Raw genomic sequence first — 16,869 nt, 5'->3', positions numbered from 1 at the left:
TATGGATGCCGGATTCAGAACTCGCCCCATAAACGGAACAGCACGTTGAAATCGTCTTGCCTTGGCGCGTTGTCGCCGCCAGGCCGCGACTGCGGTGCGGCGAGATCGATCGAGCCGTTCAAGTGATCGAAGACCTGGGCGGTCGCGCCGACGCCGACGCTGATCAAGGTTTCGCTCGGCGTCTGTTCGGGTAGCGGCTGATGGATGCGCACATATCCGCCGTCGACGAAGGCGCGTACCCTCGCTTCCTGCGTGGACGCGCCGAACCATTCGGCGTACGAGGGGCTGCGCAGCTCCAACTGCGCCGTCACGCCGTAATCGCCGAGCGCTTGGCTTTCGTGATAGCCGCGCACACTGTCCAGGCCGCCGAGGCTCATCTCCTCGTTGCTGATCAGCGGCTCGGCGGACAGCTGGGTTTGCGCGCGGCCGAACAACTGGAAATCCCGGCCCAGCGTGCGCGTGTGCGCGCCTTCCAGGCGTAGATGAGCGAAATTCGGGCGCGCGTTGTAGCGTTTGTAGTCGAAACTGCCCGGTTGCGAAGGGTTGCAATGGTTGTTGCCGCAACGATTTGCGCCCAGGCCGAGTCCGCCGGAATTGACCGTCAGCGTGGCGCCGAAGCTGCTGCGCCTGCGCTCGCCGGTCCAATCCGCGTTATAGGCCAGGTTGAGCGGGTAGTACTCGATCGGAGAGGAGTCGAAATTCGAACTTTCCTCGAAATGCTTGTAGTCCAGGCCCAGGCTCAGCGAGTGAAAGAACCCGTTGCGCGCCGGCAGCGCCCGGATCGCGCGCATGCCGGCCAGGGTGCCGTTGCCGACCACGTTGAAATCGCTGATCACGGCGATGTCGCTGTCGCTGCGCACCGCGTAGGCGAGCAGCGACCAGGGCGAGTCGGTCAGGCGCGCCATGTAGGAAGCCGAAAGTACCTTTGCGTCGGAAGGTCGCTGCGGGGCGGTCTGCGCCGACACGCTGAGGCTGTGGCCGCGCTGCCAGAGATTGTCGTAACGCAGCGTGGCGTTCAGGCGCAGGTCGGTGGTGTTGGCGCTGTTGCGGTTGTTGAGTTCCAGCGAACCGTGCAGGGGCAGGTCGTCGTCCACGTTCAGGTCGACGTCCAGCGTGTTCGGCCCGACGCCGGGCTTGATGTCCGGCGTCACCCGCCGGTCGGGCAACTGGTTGAGGGCGACGATGTCGCGCTGCACGTCCTTGAAGTTGGGCACCGTGCCTTCCTTCAACGACGGCGCACCGCGCTCCACCGCATCGGGAGAGAAATAGTCGGCGCCGTTGACGCGCAGCCGGCCGATGCGCTGTTCGCTCACCTGCAGGGTGACCAGGCCGCCACCGGCATTCTGTTCCGGAATGGTCACCGACACCGTGGCCAGGCCCTTGCCCGCGTACAGCGCCTGCAATGCGGCGCGCGCCGCTTCCACATCGGTCTCGCTGCGTTGCGGGCCGAGGAATGGATACACCGCGCGCTCGATCTCCGCGGCGCTCAACTGCGTATTGCCGACGACCTGGTAGGCCATCACGTCGAAACGCGCCGTCGGCGCGTCCGCGGCGCAGGCGTACGGTGCGCCGCACACGGCCATGCCGAACGCTGCGAAGAGTCGCACTTCCATCTGAAAAATCCCCTGACCTCGGCGCGCGGCGCGATGCCCGCTCAATTCAAAGACCGCTTCAACGCGGGGAGAACCGTAGAAGGGATGAATGACCGTTCGCGAACGCTTTTATGACGGTGCAGGTAAGATTCTTGCCGCAATCAGCGCGAACAGGCGGCCAGTGGAATATGAATACGAGATAAGTGCGTTGCGCACCGTGTATCGCCCGAAATTCTGTGATGGATCACTGATTTATTTGAGATGAACGATCAAGTGCGCAGTTGGTTGCGGCGATATTTGTCTACTAAATCGTCCGTTCCGCGGCGCTAGGGTCCGTCGTCAATTGAGCAGGATGGCTGAGGCGATCCAATAGATCGCTCCGAGGAAGTTGCAGGCGGTCTTGTCGTAGCGGGTGGCAATGGCCCGGTACTGCTTGAGTTTGGCAAAGAAGTTCCCGTTCGGAGTCGATCCTTGTACATCGCCCGGTCGCAGCCGCGCTGCACTTTGCGCGTGGGATGGGAGGGGATCGCGATCTGCGTCCCCTGTCGCTGCATGGGCTCAATGATCCGAGCCCTGGCGTCGTAGGCTCGGTCGGCGAGCAAGGCCCCGACCGACCATCCTGGCAAAGCATCTGCACCTTCCAGATCCGAAGCCTGGCCCGCGGTGAGATGAAAGGCCAGCGGATTGCCCAGTGCATCGACCACGGCGTGGATCTGGCTGCTCGGTCCGCCGCGGCTGCGTCCGCTGGCCTGCGGCGCCCCCCTTTTGCCCCGGCGCTGTGCTGATGCGCCCGGACAATGGTGCTGTCGATCATCGCGTACTCGTTTTGTCCGCATCCTCTGACAAGACCTGGAACACCCGTTGCCAGAGGCCAGATCGGCTCCAGCGGCTATGGCACAGGTGGATCACGCGGAAATCGCCAACGCGCTCAGGCAGATCTGGCCAGGGAGTAGCGGCCCGGTAGCGGTAGAGGACGGCCTCGACCAACAGCCGGTTGTCCTTGGCGGTCACACCGAGATGGCCGGCTCGGCCGGGGAGCAGATCGCGGATGCGATCCCATCGATCATCTCGCAGGGCGTAGCGGCGTGCCATGACGGGGCAAGGCAGGAAGGGGGCGACAGGTATCCCCCCTTCAGCGCAATTGATGACACGCCTAGGCGTGTCGTCAGTTAAGCGGATGACCAAGGCGATACAGTGCATCGCGCCGAGGAACGGGCATGCGGACTTGCCATAGCGGGTCCCGATGAGCACGGAGTTTCAGCGTGATCGCAGCCTGTGAGCGAACGAGAGCCGACGATGAATCCATCGTTCCCTATCGATGGCAAGCCCTGGACAACGACAATTCCGATCCGACGGTCGGCCGTGCGCCTCTCTCCCTCAGTTGGGAGAGGCGCCTTTTTGCCTGTCGATCGCCAGCCGTCGCCACGCCGGGGATTTCCGCAGGCCGCCGGCACCCCGCGCGCGCGGGCCGCCGCGCGGCCTGTCCCTGTCTGCACGGCGGCCGGGATGCCAGAATCGGCCGATGCCCGCGCCCTCCCTGCTCGTCCCCGATGCTCTGCAGCCCGTGCTCGAACGCAGTCTGGCGCGTTTGCGCCACAGTCTGGGCGCGCAGCCTTGGCCAGTCCGGCCGGATATCGAGGCGGACCTGTGCCGCGCGCTACTGGCCAGCGATTTTCTGCTCGACACCCTGTGCCGGCAGCCGGCCCTGCTCGTGCACCTGGCGCGCCCCGATCCGTTGCCGCTGCCGCCGCCGTCGCTGGATCCGGTGCAGCCGGCGGCGTGGCCGGCGCAACTGCGCCGCTATCGCGCGGCCGCCTCGGCACGACTCGTGTGGCGCGACGTACTGGGCCTGGACGATGTCGATGCGACACTGGCCGGCAGCACGCAGCTGGCCGAGACCTGCCTCGGCGTGGCGCTGCAGGCGCTGGAAGGCGAGTTCGCCACGCGCCACGGCGTGGTCCGCGGCGCCGACGGCAGCGTGCAGCGGCTGGTGGTGTTCGGCCTGGGCAAGCTTGGCGGCGGCGAACTGAACTTCTCCTCGGACGTGGACCTGGTCTACGCCTATCCGCAGGGCGGCGAGTCCGATGGCGCGCGCCCACTCGCCGCCGAAGAATATGTCGCTCGCCTCGGCCAGCGCCTGGCGCGGTTGCTGGACGAGACCACCGCCGACGGCTTCTCGCATCGCGTGGACCTGCGCCTGCGCCCGTTCGGCAGCGCCGGGCGGGTGGCGCTGTCGTTCGCCGGCATGGATCACTACTTCCAGCGCGAGGGCCGCGACTGGGAACGCTATGCGTGGCTGAAGGCGCGCGCGGTGGCCGGCGACATCGCCGCCGGCGAGGATTGGCTGCAGACGCTGCGCCCGTTCGTGTACCGGCGCTATCTCGACTTCACTGCGCTCGACGGCCTGCGCGCGATGAAGGCGGCGATCAGCGCCGAAGTCGCGCGCCACGATCGTCTGGACGACATCAAGCGCGGCCCCGGCGGCATCCGCGAGATCGAGTTCCTGGTGCAGTCGCTGCAGCTGATCCGCGGCGGCCGCGAAGCGGCGCTGCGCGAGCGCCGCTTGCTGCCGGCGCTGCAGGCGCTGGTCGCCGGCGGCCAGGTCGCGGCCGCCGACGGCGTGGCGCTGGCCCATGCCTACCGTTTCCTGCGCCGCGTCGAGAACCGCCTGCAAATGCTGCGCGATGCGCAGACCCATGCGCTGCCCGAACATCCGCTGGACCGCGCGCGCATCGCGTTCGGCCTGGGCTATGCCGACTGGACGCAGTTGCATGCCGCGTTGCAGGCGCAGCGCGACCGCGTCGCCGCCGAATTCGCCGAGTTGCTGGCGCCGCGGGTGCAGACGGTGGCGCCGGATGCGCTGGCCAGTTACTGGCGCGGCCTGCCCGACGAAGCCGGCGCGCCGGTGTTGGCCGCGGCCGGATTCGCCGATGCCGACGGCGCCGACCAGGCGCTGCGCGGTTTCGTGCAGTCGCTGGGCGTGCGTGCGCTGTCGGACGCGGCGCGCGCGCGCTTGGACCGGGTGCTGCCGGCGCTGCTGCACGCCGCGGCGCGCTCGCCGCAGGCCGATGCCGCGTTGCACCGCGTGCTCGGCCTGCTGCAGGCGATCCTGCGCCGCGCCAGCTACCTGGCCTTGCTCGACGAACAGCCCAGCGCGCTGGCGCGGCTGGTCGAGGTGCTGGCGCGCAGCGCGTTCCTGTCCGAACGCCTGGCCGCGCATCCGCTGCTGCTCGACGAACTGCTCGACAGCCGCGTCGCCGGGCCGATGCCGGATCAGGCGGCGATGCGGCGGCTGTGCGACGGCGCGGTCGCCGCGGCTGGCGACGATCCGGAAGCCGCACTGCGCGGACTCAACGAAGCGCGCCAGGCGCTGAGCTTCCGCATCGCATTGGCCGCACTGGACCGGCGCCAGCCGGCGGTCGACAGCGCCCGCCAACTTGCAGAACTGGCCGAAGGCGTGGTGCTCACGGTGCTGCGTCTGGCCCGCGCCGACCTGGTCGCGGCCCATGGCGAAGTGCCCGGCGGGCGCTTTGCGATCATCGGCTACGGCAGCCTCGGCGGCATCGAACTGGGCATCGGCTCGGACCTGGACCTGGTATTCCTGTACGACCATGCCGCCGGCGTGGAGGCCTCCGCCGGGCCGCGGCCGCTGGAGAGCGGGCGCTGGTTCGCGCGGCTGGCGCAGAAGGTGATCGCCCTGCTCGGCGCGGTCACCGGCGCCGGCCGCCTGTACGACATCGACGTGCGCCTGCGCCCGGACGGCGGCAAGGGCGCGCTGGTGTCGTCGCTGGCCAATTATACGGAATACCAGCGCGAGCGCGCCTGGACCTGGGAGCACCAGGCACTGGTGCGCGCGCGTGGCGTGGCCGGCGATGCCGACCTGCTGCAGCGCTTCGAGCGGGTGCGGGCACAGACCCTGGCGCGCCCGCGCGACGCGTCGCAATTGCGCGAGGACGTGCTGAAGATGCGCGCGCGCATGCGCGCCGAACTGGACCGCGGCGATGCCGCGCGCTTCGATCTGAAGCAGGGCGCCGGCGGCCTGGTCGATCTGGAATTCCTGCTGCAGGCCGGTGTGCTGCTCGGCGCCGCGCAGCACCCGGAGTTGACCATGCCGCGCGATACGCCCGCGCTGATCGACGCGCTGGCGGCGAGCGGCTGGCTGGGCGCGGACATGGCGCAGCGGTTGCACAGCGCCCATGCCATGCTGGTGGACGCCGGCCTGGCCTGCACGCTCGACCGGCGTCCCCGCCTGGTCGTTCCCACCGCGGCCATCGTCCAGGCGCGCGCCGCGATCACCGAGGCCATTCGCGCGCGCGGTCTGGACTTTCCCGCCAGCAGGATCGATCGCACCTAGTGGCGCGGGTTCTACCCCGTTATCACGGACACTGACGAGAAGGCCGATGCGGCCGATGAGGAGTGTTCATGTCGAAGCGAAGAAAGTTCAGTGTGGAGTTCAAGCGTGGTGCGCTTGAACAAGCTAGCCAGCCGGGCGTCAGTTGTGCACAGGTGGCTCGGGAGCTGGGTATCCGTGACAACCTGTTGACCCGCTGGAAGCGTGAGGCCACAAGCCGAGGCAACGGTGCCTTTGCTGGCGCGGGCACACCACGCGATGAGGAGCTGGTGCGTCTGAAGCGTGAACTGGCGCGGGTGAAGAAGGAACGGGATTTTTTGCGCGAAGCGGCGACGTTCTTTGCCAAGGGATCATCCTGAGGTATCAGGTGATCGAACGTTGCCGCCATGCGTTTCCGATCCGGCTGATGTGCCGTTGCCTGCGGGTGTCGGCCAGTGGTTATTACGGTTGGAGCCGGCGCTTGCCGAGTGCCCGCCAGCGCGAGAACGAGCGCCTATCATGCCGCATCCGTGAACTGCACGAGGATAGCCGGTGCACGCTAGGTGCTGGTCGAATGCACGAAGACCTGGCCGATGAAGGCCAGCGGGTCGGCTTGAACCGTGTGGCTCGGTTGATGGCCGTTGATGGCTTGCAAGGTTGGCCCGCCCGAAGCGTCGGGGGATGCGAGCCCGGCCGGCACTCACTCCGCCGGGCGTGCGCAACCGGCTGGAACGGGACTTCACCGCTCTGGAGCCGGATAGCAAATGGGTCACCGACATCACCGAGATCAAGACCGGGGAAGGCAAGCTCTATCTATGCGTTGTCTTGGACCTGTTCGACCATCGGGTGGTGGGCTGGTCCATGCATCATCGGCAAGATCGGCAGATGGTGATCCGGGCCGTGCAGACGGCTGTATGGCAGCGACAGGGCGACGAACCGGTGATCTTGCATTCGGATAGAGGCAGTCAGTTTCGAAGCGGTGACTATCAGACGTATTTGCTGACCAACACCCTGGTGTGCTCGATGAGCGCCGTGGGTCACTGCGCAGACAACGCCGCATGCGAGGGCTTCTTTGGCCTGCTCAAGCGCGAACGGATCTACCGCATGACCTATCCGACACTCGATGCGGCAAGAGCCGATGTGTTCCAATACATCGAGCGGCGCCACAACCCAAGGATGCGGCGAAGGATTGACAGAGAGGATTTGAAGTTTTCCACCCTTTCACAACCGGCCGTGATTTCGGGGTAGAACCCTTATTAAGCAAGATAACCGAGGCGATCCAGTGAAGCGCGCCCAGGAACGCGCATGCCGTATCGTCATAGCGGGTGGCGATGGCGTGGTATTGCTTGAGTTTGGCAAAGAAGTGCTCGATCAGTTGGCGCGCTTTGTAAAGGTGGCGGTCGTAGTGGCGCAGGACCTTGCGCGTGGGATTGGAGGGGATAACACCTGCACGCCTGCCTGTTCCATTGGCGCGCGTCCACTCGCCGCCGAAGAATATGTCGCCCGCCTCGGCCAGCGCCTGACGCGGTTGCTGGACGAGACCACCGCCGACGGCTTCTCGCATCGCGTGGACCTGCGCCTGCGCCCGTTCGGCAGCGCCGGGCGGGTGGCGCTGTCGTTCGCCGGCATGGATCACTGCTTCCAGCGCGAGGGTCGCGACTGGGAACGCCTGGCCGTGGCGGCCCAGTGCATCCCAGTGCATCCACGCCCCGCCCGCCGCCGTGCTCCCTGCGCCGTTGCAGGCGCGGCGCGAAGGGCTTCACTTGCCCGCACCCTGCTCGCCCAGCGCGATGCACAGCGCCGCTGCCTGGCACAGGTCACCTGCCAGGCCGTGCGCGGCCAGTGGGTCGAGGCGATCGCGCTGCTGCAACAGCGCATCCGCGAAGTGTCCGGACAGATCGCACAGGCAGGAGCGGCGTGTTCCAGCCTACCCAAGGTACCCGGGCTTGGCCCGATCGTGCGCGCCACCCTGGCGGCCCGGCTTCCCGAACTGGGCACCGTACACCTGCGCAAGATCGCCGCTCCTGGTCGGGCTGGCCCCGTTCAATCGCGCCAGCGGCCGCTGGCGCGGCCAACGCCGCATCCAGGGCGGGCGCCCCGACGTGCGCCAGGTGTTGTCCATGGCCACCTGGGCCTGGATCCGCGCCGGCTCCCCGCTGTCCCACACCTATGCGCGCCTGATTGCCGCCGGCAAGCCTGCCAAGGTCGCCATCGTCGCGTGCATGCACAAATACCTGCGCTGGCTCAAGGCCATCGCGCGCGATCAGGCTCCTTACGACCCTCCTGCGCTCGCTTCTGCATGACAGTTGACTCCCACGGCATTGGTAGCTAGCTCTGGAGAACGCTCTTCAGCGCTCGTCCGACACCGCCCTCCCATCCACGGCGGCACGCCCGACCGCCGGGGCGTCGGTGAAGAAGCCATCCACGCCCGCGGCCAGGAACGCGCGCATCTCGGCGATGCTGCCATCGGCATTCACCGCCGTTGGACCGCGGGCGTCCTGCAGTTGCTTGGGCAGGAAGTAATTCTCAGGGCGGAACGTGTACGGCACCACCAGCAGCCCGGCCGCATGCGCATCGGCGACGAAGGAGGTAGGTGCTGCCAGTGCGCCGTCGGCACCGACCGGGACGATGGTGCGCAGGCCCGGGCTGACCAGTTGCGCATAATTGGCGATGGCGCGCAGGCCTTGCGCGCTGCCCATCTGCGCGTACGTGGGACCATCGCGCAACTGGTCGCCCGGGCGCTCCTTCGGATCGCCCAACAACTGCACCAGGCGCACGTTTGGATGGCTGTCGCCGAGCTTGCGGTGCAGATATTTCAGGTTGCCGATCTCGAACGACTGCACCACCACCGGCGCGCTGCGCGTGTACGCATGCGCGTCCAGCGTGGCCAGCACCTTGTCCTCCATCGCCAGGCCCAGCGACTGGAAATAGGTGCCGTGCTTGATCTCCGGGATCAGCCCGATTGGACGCCCGCGCGTGGCCGACGCGGCCGCGGCGAAATCGATGATCTCGTCGAAGGTGAGCAACTGGAACTGGCCGTCGAAGGCGGTGCCGCGCAGGTGCGGCAGGCGCTCGCGCGCGCGCAGCGTCTTCAGTTCGGCCAGGGTGAAATCCTCGGTGAACCAGCCCTCCACGCGCTGCCCGTCGATCTGCTTGACCGTCTTGCGCGCGGCGAATTCCGGATGCGCGGCCACGTCGGTGGTGGCGCCGATCTCGTTCTCGTGGCGCGCCACCAGCGCGCCGTCCCTGCTCGAAACCAGGTCCGGTTCGATGTAGTCGGCGCCGTCGGCGATGGCCTTGGCATAGGAGGCCAGCGTGTGCTCGGGGCGCAGCGCGCTGGCGCCGCGGTGGCCGATCACCAGCGGCTTGCCCGTACCCGGTGCCGCGGCCTCGGCCGCGGCGGTCAGCGACGACAGCGCCATCGAACACCCCAGCAGCCAGATCATCGGCTTCATCATCGCATGCGCTCGGTGGCGAGGTGGGGCAGAATGCGCGCGTTCAGAAGCGTGCGTCCAGCGTCAGGAACACCTGCCGCGGCGCGCTGGCATGGAACGCCAGCGAACGCCCGTTCGGATCGCTGTTGCTGAACGCGGTGAGGTTGGAGGCGTAGCGCTTGTCGGTGAGGTTGGTCACGTTGAGCGACAGCGTCAGGTCCTGCAGGAACGACACCGCGCCGAAATCGTAGCCGGTGCCGGCGTCGAACGCGGTATAGCCGCCGAAGCCCTGGTCGTTGGTGTAGGTGTAATAGCGCTGGCCGGTGTACTTGCCGCGCAGGTTCGCGTTCCAGCCGTTGTAGTGCCAGCTGATCTCGCTGGTGAACATGCGCTTGGGCGTGTCCACCGTGGACTTGCCGGCGGTGGGGATGGTCACGCCGTTCTGCACGTAGTCGTCGTCGTAGGTGGAGCGGTTGATCGAGGCCGAGTTGTACCACTGCAGGTGTGCGCTCGGCTTCCAGATGAAGGTCAGCTCGCCGCCGCGGCTGCTGACCGAGCCGACGTTGAAGAAGCGCGTGGTGCACGCCGGCGTGGTGCCCTGCTGGATGCTCGGGCAGGGGTTGAGCGAGAGCAGGCGGTTGTCGAAGCTGACGTCGTAGCCGACCAGCGAGGCCTCGAACTGGTCGCGCACCAGCCGGTAGCCGGCCTCGAAGGTCTTCGACTTCTCCGGCTCCAGCGCGCCGACGCTGGCGTCGAACGAGGCCTGGGTCACCAGCAGCGGGCCGCCGGCGCCGCCGCCCTGGAACGCGGCGATGTTCTCGGCATAGGACGCGAACACTTCCTGGCCTTCGGCCAGGCGATAGCTCACCCCGGCCTGCGGCAGCAGCGCTTCGCCGGCCTTCAGCGTGCCGTTGGCGACCGGCGACTCCACCGCGAGCCCCGGCGTCTCGCGCGCGGTCATCGTGGTGTGCGGGCTCTTCGCGCCCACGTCCAGGGTCAGGCGCTCGTCGAGCAGCTTGAAGGTGCCCTGCAGGTAGGCCTGCTTGGTGGTGATCACGTAGTCCTGCGAGAACAGCCGGCGGTCCGGGCCGCTGAGGAACAGGTCGTCGTCGATCGGGCCGTCGATCCAGTAGAAGTTGCGCTCCACGTGGTGCTTGTTGCGCTCGTACCACACGCCGGCTTCCAGGTGGTGCGGCCCCAGGTCCCAGCCCAGCGAGGCGATACCGCCGGTGCGGTTGATGGTGTAGTTGGTGCTGCGGATCGAGATCGGCAGCGCCTGCGGCGTGCCCGGGTTCGAGGCCTGGCCCGGCGACCACCAGTGGCCCTGGCCTTCGTTCTGGTGGTGGTAGACCTGGGTGTGCACGCTCACCGCGTCGGAGGGCTGGAAGTCGCCGGCCAGGTAGTACAGCTCGTCGTTGCGCAGCGCGCGGCTCTGGTAGTACGCGTCGTCGATGTTGTCCACGCCGCCGCTGTAGCCGCAGCGACTGGCATCGCGGGTGGCCGGCGCGCAGTAGGCGGCGGCCAGCGCGCGCTGCCAGTCCGGCGCGTACAGGTTCCAGTCCCAGCCCAGGCCGCGGTGCAGGCCGCTCTTGGACAGGTAGGCGTAGTCGGCCTGCGAGGTGCGCGAGGTATCGACGAAGGCGGTGATCTTGCCGCCGTCGAACTGGTACACGCCCTTGCCGTTGAACTGCGCGGTGTGGGTCGGCGATTCCGGTTTGGCCCACATGTCGGCACTGGCATAGATCCCGGACAGGTACGCCGAGAAACCGTTGTGCTCGCCGCTGTCCAGGCGCAGGTAGGTGCGGCGGTTCTGGTCCGAGCCGACGGTCTGCGCCAGGCGCACGCCGGTCTCGGTGGACGGATCGTCCGAGAAATACTGCGCGGTGCCGCCGAGGTTGCTGGTGGAGGCGGTGCCCAGGTTGCCGATGCCCGAAGCCAGCTCCACCCCGCCGAAGTTCTCGGCGATCAGCGCACGGCTGATGTTCAGCCCGTTGTAGTTGCCGTAGGCGTTGTCGCCCAGCGGCAGGCCGTCCAGCGTATAGCCCAGGCGCGTGCCGTTGAAGCCGCGCAGGCTCACCGTCTGCGATTCCTCGTTGGCGCCGAACGCGTCGTTGGACTGCACGTTGACGCCGGGAATGCGGTTGAGCAGCTTCTGGATGCTGGTGCCCGGCGGCAGCACCGCCACGTCCTGGCGGGTGATGCGCTGCACCTGGCGGGTTTCGCCCTGGCCGATCACCGAGACCGTATCGAGTTGGCGGGCGTCGGTCGCTGCGCCGTCGACCGGCGCGTCCGCCGCGCGCGCCGCCGGCGGCGACAGCAACGCGGCGAGGATCGCCGCGCTCAGCAAGTGATGGGTAGGCATGCGCGGGGGGATTGGCTGCTAAGGAGGTCCGACGACGATGCGACAGCGAGATTTCAGAATCGGGTCATGCGTGTTGCGTTTGTTATGCAATACGGACGCAGGCGACACATTTGTCGAGCCGGCATCGGCCGGTCTGGTGCGGCCTGTGGCGCGAGTGGCTGCGATCACTGTGCACGAGTGCGCGCTTTGGTGCTTCGATGAAAATAAATGGATGCAAAACAAGAATATCGATCGTTAAAGAACGAACCTTCTCATGCATCATGTTTTCCAGCATAAAAACGCATATACGTCACATTTTTCATATAAGTGTACATGGGCGTGGGCTGCGGCCATGAAACATTGTCGATGGATTTCTTTTCAGAATCGAAAATACGGTATGGCGTCAAAGTTTCGATGGGGATTTTCATGAATCATTGCATCGCTCTTCATCATCTGGTTTTCGCTCGTGACGTTGTCGAGACATGTATCGAATGACCGCTATTGAATGACCGCATGGCGTCGCCGCTAGCCTGTCCGGTGGACGCCCGGATTGCGAAGGAGAGCCTTCATTGCGCTTGCGTGCGCCCGCTGTGGCCGTTCCAGTTCAGTAGTTGTCGCGAGTTCCTGTTGACGCGCAGTGATCGCTGCGCGTTTTTCCTGCCCATGCAACGCCGCTTGCAACTGCTATGTAGGTGGCGCCATATCGTCCGACCCCAAGGAGAGAAAGACGCCATGATCGATCGTATTCGCCGCCGGCCGTTGCTGGCCGCTGTGTTGTCCGGGGGCATGCTCGTGTTCGGCAGTGCCCATGCCGTGCAGGACGCCACGCTCGCCGCCATGTCCGCCACGTTGCGCGCCGCGCCCGTCACCTTCGACGTGCACCTGCCGTTGCGCGACGAAGTCGACTTGGAGGCGTTGCTGGCGGACATACAGGATCCGTTGTCCCCGCAGTACCATCATTGGCTGTCGAGCGCCGAGTTCGAGCGCCGCTTCGCGCCGTTGCCTGCCCAGGTCGAACGCGTGCGCTCGGCCTTGCAGGCCGCGCACATGTCGGTTGCCCAGCAAGGCGCGACCCTGCACGCGAGCGCCAGCGCCGACAACGTCGAACGCCTGTTCTCCACGCCATTGGCGGTGGACCTGCCCGAAGGCGGGCATGCCAAGCTCGCCGCCGCCGGCACGTTGCAGTTGCCGGCGGCGTTGCGCGAAAGCGGCGCCGTGGTCACCGGCCTGACCAGCGGATTGCCGCTCTACCATGTGCATTCGCAGAGGCTGCGGCAGTTCGATCCGGACAATCGCAATGGACGCGACGGCGTCTATGCGTACAACGATCTCAAGCAGGCCTACGGCTATCCGTCCTACCAGAGCATGATCGGCCCGCCCGGCCAGCAGCGCCGCCTCGATGGGACCGGTACGACGATCGCGATCCTGATCTCCAGCGACGTGCTGGATTCGGACGTGGATGCGATGTTCAATGAAGAGAAATTCAGCCGCTATGCCGCCGGCCACGTCAATCCGAAACTGTACGCACGCCGTTATGTGGCCGGCGCTAAGCCGGGGATCAACGACACGGGCCGGGCGGGAAGCGAAGCGGCGCTCGACGTGCAGATGGCGCTGGGCAGCGCACCGGGCGCGCATGTCCTGCTGTACGTGATCCCCGACCTCTCCCATGAATCGGTCGTTGCGGGCTACCGGCAGATCGTCCAGGACAACGAGGCGGACGTGGTCAGCTCCTCGCTCGGCCTCTGCGAGTTGTTCTACACCAAGGCCTACAACGACGGCAAGGATCTGACCCCGAACTTCCGCACCGCCGATGCGATCTTCAAGCAGGGCAACGCGCAAGGCATTACCTTCATCGCCTCGAGCGGCGACAACGCCGGGCTCGCCTGTCCGGAAACGCAATATGCGGTCGACGGCAAAGACGGCAACTACGTTGTCGGCGTCGAGCATCCTGCAGCCAATGCGCATGTGACCGCGGTCGGCGGCGGCAACCTGTCCACCGACTACAAGAAGGGATCGCTGGATTCCAGCTACCGCTCCGAGAGCGCCTATGCTGATCCGTTGCTGACCAAGGACTACTACGGCGTGGGCGCGCTGCTGGCCGGTGGCTATTGGGGTGCCGGTGGCGGAGTGAGCACCTTCTTCCAGCGTCCGGCCTATCAACTGCGCGCGCTGGGCGGCACCCGCCAGTCGATGCGTGCATTGCCCGATGTCGGCATGCTAGTCGGCGGTTGTCCCGGGAACACCGCAAAACAGCCTTGCCGGGAAGGCAGGGCGCCGTATGCCAGCTCGGTGTTATCGGTTTACAAGGGTAGGTTCTATTCGATGATCGGCACCAGCGTTGCAACGCCCGAGTTTGCAGGCGTGGCCGCACTACTGGTGGAGAAGCATGGGCGCCAGGGCAATCTCAACGACTACCTGTACCGGCTGGCGGCGAGTTATCCGCAGGCATTCCATCGCGATATCCCCGGCTACAACGGCGTGCTCGGCAACGACGTGCCGCTCAAGGGCAAGTACAACTACACGGTCGGTCTCGGCACGCCCGTCGTGCGCGCGCTGATCGATGCATTGGATGCCGCCCCGGCCGGCGTGCCGGGCTCGCCCAGCAATCCGTGACTTGGGCGCAACGCAACCACGGGGCGGCAGGCAGGTCATTGCCGACACGCCTGCCGCTCCGCTGTGTTTGCGTACGCGCGGCCTGCAGGCCGCGTTGCCTCAGTCGATGGCGTCCAGTTGCAGGCGCTCGCGGATGTGCGCGGCGATCCGCGCGGTTTCGCGCAGCGGCGCGATCTCGCCGCTGGCGACGCCATGCATGGCCGGGACATCGCCGAGGCGTCCGCGTGCGTGCAGTGCCGCGTGGAAGTCGCGTGCGCGGCCGCGCGCCGACGCCGGCATCGCCACGGCCACTGGCGCCCGCGTGGCGCAGGCTTCCGACAACAGGTTCACCGAATCGGGCGTGCACACGATGCGCTCGGCCCAGCCGAGCAGGCCGGCGTAGGGATTCGGGCCGTCGTGTTCGCCGCACCAGACCATGCCCGGCACGCCGGCGAATGCATGGCGCAGGGCATGGGCCACTGCCGGCGGGGTCCGTCGCGAGGTGCTGGCGAGCACGCTGCCGCCTTGCTCGCGCAGCTGCGCCGCCAGGTGCCGGAGCGTCGCCGCCGCCGCCTCGGTGGTCCATGGCGCCAGCGCGGCGGGGCCGCCGACCAGCAGCGCGGTGCGCGGCGACGGCAGCGCGCCGAACGGCGCGAACGCGGCGCGCGCAGCGGCCAGCCACGCGTCGTCGATCGGGTGCAGGCTGCCGAGCAGGGTGAGCACGTTGTCGCCGCGCAGCCGATCGTGCTCGGGCACCACCACCAGGTCCCAGTGCCGTGGCGGCAGGCGCGGATCCAGCACCTGCACCACGGTGCTGCCGCGCGCGCGCAGCAACCGTGTCGCCAGCGCCGCCTGCCGGCCGCAACCGATCGCCAGCGCCGGCGGTTGCCGCAGCAAGTCGGCCAGGTCCGGACCATAGCCGTGCGCCGCGCCGGGCAAGCGCCGCGGCGCCAGCCAGCGCCAGGGCGGATGCGGTTGCAGCACCAGTGCCTGTGCGGGACGCGTCGCCGGTCCGGACAGCGCCGCGGCGAGCGCGTCCGCCTGGCGTGCGTTGCCGGCGCAGCCGTCGCTAATCGCCCAGGGCGCGCCCGATCGTTTCACGTTTGGTAGTAATCCGTTGCATCGCGGCTGGGTGTTGCGGCTATCGTGCCACTCTACACTGGCCGCCTTGCGCCGAGACCGCCTGCCGTTGGCGGCGTCGGCTCCCCCCTGACGACGAAAGGAACTTTCGCATGTCCGACGCTCTGCACGATGCCGCCCTGGATCAGCTGTTCCGTACCGCCCGCACCCAGAACGCCTTCCACGACACGCCGGTCGGCGAGGACACCTTGCGCGCCCTGTACGACTTGCTGAAGTGGGGCCCGACCGCGGCCAACGGCAGCCCGGCGCGGTTCGTGTTCGTGACCTCGGCCGCGGCCAAGGAAAAGCTCAAGCCGGCGCTGTCAGAAGGCAACCTGGCCAAGACCCTGGCCGCGCCGGTGACGGTGATCGTGGCCCACGACGAGGACTTCCACGAGAAGCTGCCGTACTTGTTCCCGCACGCCGATGCCAAGAGCTGGTTCGACGGTCCGCGCGAAGGCCGCAGCGAGTCGGCGTTGCGCAACGGTTCGCTGCAGGGCGCCTACCTGATCCTGGCTGCGCGCTCGCTGGGCCTGGATGCCGGCCCGATGTCCGGCTTCGACAACGCCAAGGTCGATGCGGCCTTCTTCGCCGGCACCGCGATCAAGTCCAATTTCCTGGTCAACCTGGGCCATGGCGATCCCGCGGGCCTGTTCCCGCGCCTGCCGCGGCTGAGTTTCGACGAAGCCGCGCGCATCGAGTAAGCCGTCCCCGTTCCGCTTCGCCCTCACGCCGCTGTCCCCGTGTTTGCTGCAGTTTTCTCCAACCATCCGATGTCCAAGGAGTTCCGCCCATGAACAAGACCCGCACCCTGCTGCTCCCGCTCGCCCTGGCGCTGGCCGTCGCCGCCGCCCAGCCCGTCACCAGCGCCGTCGCCGCGCCGGCCGCGGCGGCCACCGCGATCAAGGGCGCCACCGGCACCTACAAGCTCGACCCGGCGCACACCGACGTGCTGGTGCAGTGGAACCACCTCGGCTTCTCCAACCCCACCGCGCATTTCGGCGACGTCGACGGCAGCCTGGTCTACAACGCCGAGAACGTGGCCAAGTCCAGCGTCCAGGTCACCCTGCCGCTGTCCGGCCTCAACAGCTTCACCGCCAAGTTCGACGAGCACCTGAAGAGCGCCGACTTCTTCGACGCCGCCAAGTTCCCGACCGCCACCTTCAAGAGCACCAAGGTGACCGCCGCCGGCACCAACAAGTTGAGCGTGGCTGGCGACCTGACCATCAAGGGCGTGACCAAGCCGGTGGTGCTGGCGGTGACCCTCAACGGCGCCGGTCCGCACCCGATGCGCAAGGTGCCGGCGCTGGGCTTCGATGCCAGCACCACCATCAAGCGCAGCGATTTCGGCCTGAGCGCGTACGTGCCCAACGTCAGCGACGAGGTCAAGATCCGCATCACCACCGAGGCGCTGCAGGACGCGAAGTAAGCCTGCGCACGATTGCATGGCGTCGCGTCGTC

The 16,869-nt window shown here is 67.3% G+C and carries 10 protein-coding genes and 5 pseudogenes; 8 read left to right on the top strand and 7 right to left on the bottom strand.

Translation table 11 applies throughout. The features are described from left to right. Window positions 1-14: 14 nt before the first annotated feature. Both G4Q83_RS15295 and G4Q83_RS15290 read right to left on the bottom strand, forming a co-directional pair. The gene (locus G4Q83_RS15295) at window positions 15-1,613 is read right to left on the bottom strand and encodes a ShlB/FhaC/HecB family hemolysin secretion/activation protein (protein WP_246432114.1); all 1,599 of its coding nucleotides are present in this window, start codon (window positions 1,611-1,613) and stop codon (window positions 15-17) included. 318 nt (window positions 1,614-1,931) lie between these two features. Continuing rightward, window positions 1,932-2,684, bottom strand: a pseudogene (locus G4Q83_RS15290) (IS5 family transposase). Between the two features lie 430 nt (window positions 2,685-3,114). Between G4Q83_RS15290 and glnE the strand changes: the two are divergent. Together glnE and G4Q83_RS15280 are read left to right on the top strand one after the other, a co-directional pair. After that, window positions 3,115-5,946 carry a bifunctional [glutamate--ammonia ligase]-adenylyl-L-tyrosine phosphorylase/[glutamate--ammonia-ligase] adenylyltransferase gene (glnE, locus tag G4Q83_RS15285; RefSeq protein ID WP_128421908.1) on the top strand — a complete coding sequence of 944 codons (2,832 nt, stop codon included), beginning with the start codon at window positions 3,115-3,117 and terminating at the stop codon, window positions 5,944-5,946. 68 nt (window positions 5,947-6,014) lie between these two features. Continuing rightward, a pseudogene (locus G4Q83_RS15280) lies at window positions 6,015-7,170 on the top strand (IS3 family transposase). 22 nt (window positions 7,171-7,192) lie between these two features. Here the strand turns inward: G4Q83_RS15280 and G4Q83_RS15275 are convergent. Next, window positions 7,193-7,366 (bottom strand): annotated as a pseudogene (locus G4Q83_RS15275) (IS5/IS1182 family transposase); the annotation flags it as partial. Between the two features lie 18 nt (window positions 7,367-7,384). On the opposite strand from G4Q83_RS15275, the pseudogene G4Q83_RS15270 reads away from it, so the two are divergent. The 3 genes and pseudogenes from G4Q83_RS15270 to G4Q83_RS24695 all read left to right on the top strand — a co-directional run. Next, window positions 7,385-7,597: pseudogene (locus G4Q83_RS15270) on the top strand (hypothetical protein); the annotation flags it as partial. A gap of 271 nt (window positions 7,598-7,868) precedes the next feature. Next, window positions 7,869-8,033 (top strand): annotated as a pseudogene (locus G4Q83_RS24700) (hypothetical protein); the annotation flags it as partial. A gap of 9 nt (window positions 8,034-8,042) precedes the next feature. Next, a complete protein-coding gene (locus tag G4Q83_RS24695) occupies window positions 8,043-8,225 on the top strand; it encodes a hypothetical protein (protein WP_425509778.1) in 183 nt (60 codons plus the stop codon). Window positions 8,226-8,270: 45 nt separating this feature from the next. Here G4Q83_RS24695 and G4Q83_RS15260 read toward each other — a convergent pair whose 3' ends face one another. From G4Q83_RS15260 to G4Q83_RS15250, 3 genes are all read right to left on the bottom strand, one after another. Next, a complete protein-coding gene (locus tag G4Q83_RS15260) occupies window positions 8,271-9,380 on the bottom strand; it encodes a glycerophosphodiester phosphodiesterase (RefSeq protein WP_170069136.1) in 1,110 nt (369 codons plus the stop codon). A 40-nt stretch (window positions 9,381-9,420) separates the two neighbouring features. Beyond that, window positions 9,421-11,718, bottom strand: a complete 2,298-nt coding sequence (locus G4Q83_RS15255; RefSeq protein ID WP_128419419.1) for a TonB-dependent receptor — start codon at window positions 11,716-11,718, stop codon at window positions 9,421-9,423. A 251-nt stretch (window positions 11,719-11,969) separates the two neighbouring features. Beyond that, window positions 11,970-12,125 carry a hypothetical protein gene (locus G4Q83_RS15250; RefSeq protein WP_158254979.1) on the bottom strand — a complete coding sequence of 52 codons (156 nt, stop codon included), beginning with the start codon at window positions 12,123-12,125 and terminating at the stop codon, window positions 11,970-11,972. Window positions 12,126-12,429: 304 nt separating this feature from the next. Here G4Q83_RS15250 and G4Q83_RS15245 point away from each other — a divergent pair, with 304 nt between their 5' ends. Further along, on the top strand, window positions 12,430-14,310 hold the full coding sequence (locus G4Q83_RS15245; protein WP_128419418.1) for a S53 family peptidase: 1,881 nt from the start codon (window positions 12,430-12,432) through the stop codon (window positions 14,308-14,310). Between the two features lie 99 nt (window positions 14,311-14,409). Here G4Q83_RS15245 and G4Q83_RS15240 read toward each other — a convergent pair whose 3' ends face one another. Continuing rightward, a complete protein-coding gene (locus G4Q83_RS15240) occupies window positions 14,410-15,390 on the bottom strand; it encodes a mitochondrial fission ELM1 family protein (RefSeq protein ID WP_128419417.1) in 981 nt (326 codons plus the stop codon). Window positions 15,391-15,521: 131 nt separating this feature from the next. On the opposite strand from G4Q83_RS15240, the gene G4Q83_RS15235 reads away from it, so the two are divergent. Then, window positions 15,522-16,112: a malonic semialdehyde reductase gene (locus tag G4Q83_RS15235; RefSeq protein ID WP_128419416.1), complete on the top strand. Its 591-nt coding sequence runs from the start codon at window positions 15,522-15,524 to the stop codon at window positions 16,110-16,112. A gap of 89 nt (window positions 16,113-16,201) precedes the next feature. Next, complete coding sequence (locus tag G4Q83_RS15230) at window positions 16,202-16,837, top strand: YceI family protein (protein WP_128419415.1); 636 nt, start codon at window positions 16,202-16,204, stop codon at window positions 16,835-16,837. Window positions 16,838-16,869: the final 32 nt, after the last annotated feature.

It is taken from the genome of Xanthomonas theicola (assembly GCF_014236795.1).
GTDB lineage: Bacteria > Pseudomonadota > Gammaproteobacteria > Xanthomonadales > Xanthomonadaceae > Xanthomonas_A > Xanthomonas_A theicola.
This window is presented reverse-complemented; position numbering and strand designations above follow the sequence as displayed.

Coding starts and splice junctions, on each gene's coding strand:
- G4Q83_RS15230 (WP_128419415.1), top strand. CDS start 16,202: ATGAACAAGACCCGCACCCTGCTGCTCCCGCTCGCCCTGGCGCTGGCC.
- G4Q83_RS15260 (WP_170069136.1), bottom strand. CDS start 9,380: ATGATGAAGCCGATGATCTGGCTGCTGGGGTGTTCGATGGCGCTGTCG.
- G4Q83_RS24695 (WP_425509778.1), top strand. CDS start 8,043: ATGGCCACCTGGGCCTGGATCCGCGCCGGCTCCCCGCTGTCCCACACC.
- G4Q83_RS15235 (WP_128419416.1), top strand. CDS start 15,522: ATGTCCGACGCTCTGCACGATGCCGCCCTGGATCAGCTGTTCCGTACC.
- glnE (WP_128421908.1), top strand. CDS start 3,115: ATGCCCGCGCCCTCCCTGCTCGTCCCCGATGCTCTGCAGCCCGTGCTC.
- G4Q83_RS15245 (WP_128419418.1), top strand. CDS start 12,430: ATGATCGATCGTATTCGCCGCCGGCCGTTGCTGGCCGCTGTGTTGTCC.
- G4Q83_RS15255 (WP_128419419.1), bottom strand. CDS start 11,718: ATGCCTACCCATCACTTGCTGAGCGCGGCGATCCTCGCCGCGTTGCTG.
- G4Q83_RS15295 (WP_246432114.1), bottom strand. CDS start 1,613: ATGGAAGTGCGACTCTTCGCAGCGTTCGGCATGGCCGTGTGCGGCGCA.
- G4Q83_RS15250 (WP_158254979.1), bottom strand. CDS start 12,125: ATGAAAATCCCCATCGAAACTTTGACGCCATACCGTATTTTCGATTCT.